This window comes from Vibrio sp. 10N.222.48.A3 (assembly GCF_041475345.1).
GTDB classification, from domain to species: Bacteria; Pseudomonadota; Gammaproteobacteria; order Enterobacterales; family Vibrionaceae; genus Vibrio; species Vibrio tasmaniensis_A.
In genome coordinates this window covers 1-3,128 of the sequence record NZ_JBFRVX010000536.1, presented here as the reverse complement: position 1 = coordinate 3,128, position 3,128 = coordinate 1, and the positions used below count along the sequence as shown (strand labels likewise).

The following is a 3,128-nucleotide window of genomic DNA, read 5'->3' as shown; positions in this document are numbered from 1 at the left end:
CCGCCATTTTTGCCGCCACTTTTAACTTGCCTGTATGGTGGAGGAACATTTGAGGAGTCCGCTTACATATCAATCAATTCTAACTCGGAATTTACATTAACTAGTTAATGCGCTGACATTGCACACGTCCAACATTTCATACTGATAAAATCACGCGTTGTTGGATACTTATTGTGGCAAAAAATAGGCATGAAGGTTTTGCAAAGGCATATAAAGAAGCAACATATCTCTATATCGCATACTCAAACAGATCTCATCTGTTTAAAATGGGCATCACAAAAAACACCCAAGATCGCTTACGTAACTTAAACTCGCATCGACCTGATGATAGCGGTGATTGGAAGTATGTGGGATATGTGAAAATAGGTCCCAAAATTACAGGTATAATTGAATCCCAAACCGCTACGTCACTGAAGCAGTTCAATATCCATCGTCCCTTTGGTGGAAAAAAAGGTTACTGCCGAGAACTATACAGTTGCCCGCTTTCTGTCATCTTAGAATACTTACACTACAGGCTTCTTCCTGAAGAGCGCAAAGCCCTAGCTAAATCAATCATGCAAAAGAACACAAAATTCAGAATGCATAACGGCAAATTGGTTAGCTTCTTAAAACCAACAGCAGACGACAACTTAAACCCTAGTTCGGTAAAAAAGCGAAACAAAGACAAAAACAAAAAACAAACACCTAAGCGTATTAGGCGTACTGATTTAACGCCGATGGCACAGATGCTTCAAGATAAGCACAACATAGCGGTCTATGTTTAGTCTACTAGACTGTTATTTAATAGACCCAAATAAAACAAGCTTAAAACACTACTCTGCGTAATCCCCTATTGCGTGAGCTGTTTTTTATGCGGCAATAGCCTTAATCTCAACAACCAACCTATACGCATCTTCTAGCACATCTCTTTCTTGAGTATCTAGGGCTTCATTAGCTTGCTTTAACGCATACAGATAATCTAGCATCACAATTAGGTCGTGAAGTAACGGAACTATCCGCTTATCTACACTTGTGATGTACTCCTCTAACTCTTCATCAGAATGCCATTTTTTAGGCTCTCCCCCCAAAGCAATAACAATAGCTGTTCGTAAGAAGCGGCATAATGGTACGAGTTTTAGGGCGATTATTAACATATGAACGTAATTGAAAGTATTTCATTTATTCTGTCCACATACCTTTTAAAGAGCAACTTTAGCCTACTATCTATCGAGTCAGTTAGCAGAATAACTTCCCGCTGAACTCCCCGACTCTACTATCACCTTAGCGTTTTGATTGATTTCATCGACCACAGCGTTCGCAATGGCTTCAGCCATCATCTCACCATCGAGCACGAAGCCTTTGGCTTTCAGTTCTGTTTCTATCTTTTGCTTTAATGATGCTTTGCTTATCGCCATTGTTACTTCCCTGCATAAACGGTTTTCGAAACGTCCACATGCGGTTTCCCCATAAACGGGCAAATGCTCACACCGGTGCACACCCCTTTTTCGCCATTAAACTTGATGGTGTCCGCGCCTTCGGTGATGTTCTTAGCTTTAATGGTTCTATTACCTTTGACGGTTTCGATGTGGGTGTCGTCAATCTCTGTTATTCGATTTTCTAGCACTTTGATTTGTTGAGTGAGGCATTCAAGCTTGTCGGCTTGGTCTGTCTTACGTTCGAAGCTGCCTTTCTGGTCCACCAATTGATACACATCTTTGCACTGTTGGTAGCGGTTTCGCCTTCTTTGATTCCTAGTAACTTGAAACCAAGTGGTAGCAGACAACGAATAAAGGGCTTATCCGGTTGACCGAACATAAATCTGAGTTCAAACAATACTGCCGATTGCCAGCAACTCTGGTAGCACAACAATCGTAGCTTTTTGTCCCAAACAAAAAAAAGCCGCTAAAAAGCGGCCCTTGATTTTCAAACTATTCGAATTCGTTCAGATTACTCTTTACCGAATACGTTGTTCTCTTGCTCTTGTACACGGATAAAAGTCGTACGCTTAGTTAGCTCTTTAAGCTTTGCTGCGCCTACGTATGTACAAGTTGAACGTACACCACCAAGGATGTCAGAAATCGTGTAATGAACAGAACCACGGTATGGAAGTAAAACAGTTTTACCTTCTGCAGCACGGTACTTAGCAACACCACCTGAGTGCTTGTCCATAGCCGACTGAGATGACATGCCGTAGAACTTCATGTATTGCTTGCCGTCTTGCTCTACTACTTCACCGCCCGACTCAGAGTGACCAGCTAGCATGCCGCCTAGCATTACGAAATCAGCACCGCCGCCGAACGCTTTAGATACGTCACCCGCACATGAACAGCCACCGTCACCGATGATCATGCCGCCAAGGCCGTGTGCTGCGTCGCCACACTCGATGATTGCAGAAAGTTGAGGGTAACCTACGCCTGTTTTAACACGTGTAGTACAAACAGAACCAGGGCCGATACCAACCTTAACAATGTCTGCGCCAGCTAGAATTAGCTCTTCAACCATGTCACCCGTTACAACGTTACCAGCAGAGATAACTTTAGTCGGGAATTCTGCACGTACTTTCTGTACGAACTCAACAAGGTGCTCTGAGTAGCCGTTAGCGATATCGATACAGATAAATACAAACTCTTCGCTAAGAGCCATGATCTTCTTAACTTTCTCGAACTCAGCTTCAGATGTACCTGTTGATACAAATACGTTGTTCAGTGTTTTCTTGTCTGCTGTTTTAGCGAACTCAGCCCACTGCTCTACTGTGTAGTGCTTGTGTACTGCAGTCATAACACCGTGCTCTGCTAGAGCAGCTGCCATTTCAAAGCTTGCTACCGAATCCATGTTCGCTGCAATTACTGGAGTACCAGACCATTGACGACCGCTATGCTTGAATGTAAAATCGCGGGTTAATTCAACTTGAGAACGGCTTTTAAGGGTAGAACGCTTCGGACGGAAGAGTACATCTTTGAAACCTAACTTAAGTTCTTGTTCGATACGCATGGTGTTTTCCTTGATTCATAAAATTATGTGCCTCTCGCGAAATGCGTAGTAAAACCGTTGGCAGACGAGTTTACTTTTCTTCGGACACAAAAAAACCGGAGCGTTGGCAGACGCTCCGGTTTTCAGCATTATAGGTCGTGATTTAGTAACAGCAAGTC

Annotated in this window: 4 protein-coding genes and 1 pseudogene; 1 reads left to right on the top strand and 4 read right to left on the bottom strand. The window is 43.1% G+C overall.

The genetic code is table 11. The annotated features are described in order from the left end of the window. The first annotated feature begins 173 nt into the window (after positions 1 to 173). On the top strand, positions 174 to 764 hold the full coding sequence (locus tag AB4653_RS15520) for a GIY-YIG nuclease family protein (RefSeq protein ID WP_102257580.1): 591 nt from the start codon (positions 174 to 176) through the stop codon (positions 762 to 764). A gap of 84 nt (positions 765 to 848) precedes the next feature. On the opposite strand, the gene AB4653_RS15515 is transcribed toward AB4653_RS15520, so the two are convergent. From AB4653_RS15515 to AB4653_RS15500, 4 genes and pseudogenes are all read right to left on the bottom strand, one after another. After that, positions 849 to 1,133, bottom strand: a complete 285-nt coding sequence (locus AB4653_RS15515) for a hypothetical protein (protein ID WP_102257579.1) — start codon at positions 1,131 to 1,133, stop codon at positions 849 to 851. Between the two features lie 78 nt (positions 1,134 to 1,211). Then, entirely contained in the window at positions 1,212 to 1,394 is a 183-nt protein-coding gene (locus AB4653_RS15510) for a hypothetical protein (RefSeq protein WP_102257578.1), read from the bottom strand. Between the two features lie 2 nt (positions 1,395 to 1,396). Beyond that, a pseudogene (locus AB4653_RS15505) lies at positions 1,397 to 1,825 on the bottom strand (hypothetical protein); the annotation flags it as partial. A gap of 101 nt (positions 1,826 to 1,926) precedes the next feature. Further along, a complete protein-coding gene (locus AB4653_RS15500) occupies positions 1,927 to 2,970 on the bottom strand; it encodes a GMP reductase (protein ID WP_004731658.1) in 1,044 nt (347 codons plus the stop codon). Between the last annotated feature and the right edge of the window lie 158 nt (positions 2,971 to 3,128).

Bases quoted from the DNA above. Each gene is read 5' to 3' on its own strand.
- AB4653_RS15515 (WP_102257579.1), bottom strand. From the start codon at position 1,133: ATGTTAATAATCGCCCTAAAACTCGTACCATTATGCCGCTTCTTACGA.
- AB4653_RS15510 (WP_102257578.1), bottom strand. From the start codon at position 1,394: ATGGCGATAAGCAAAGCATCATTAAAGCAAAAGATAGAAACAGAACTG.
- AB4653_RS15500 (WP_004731658.1), bottom strand. From the start codon at position 2,970: ATGCGTATCGAACAAGAACTTAAGTTAGGTTTCAAAGATGTACTCTTC.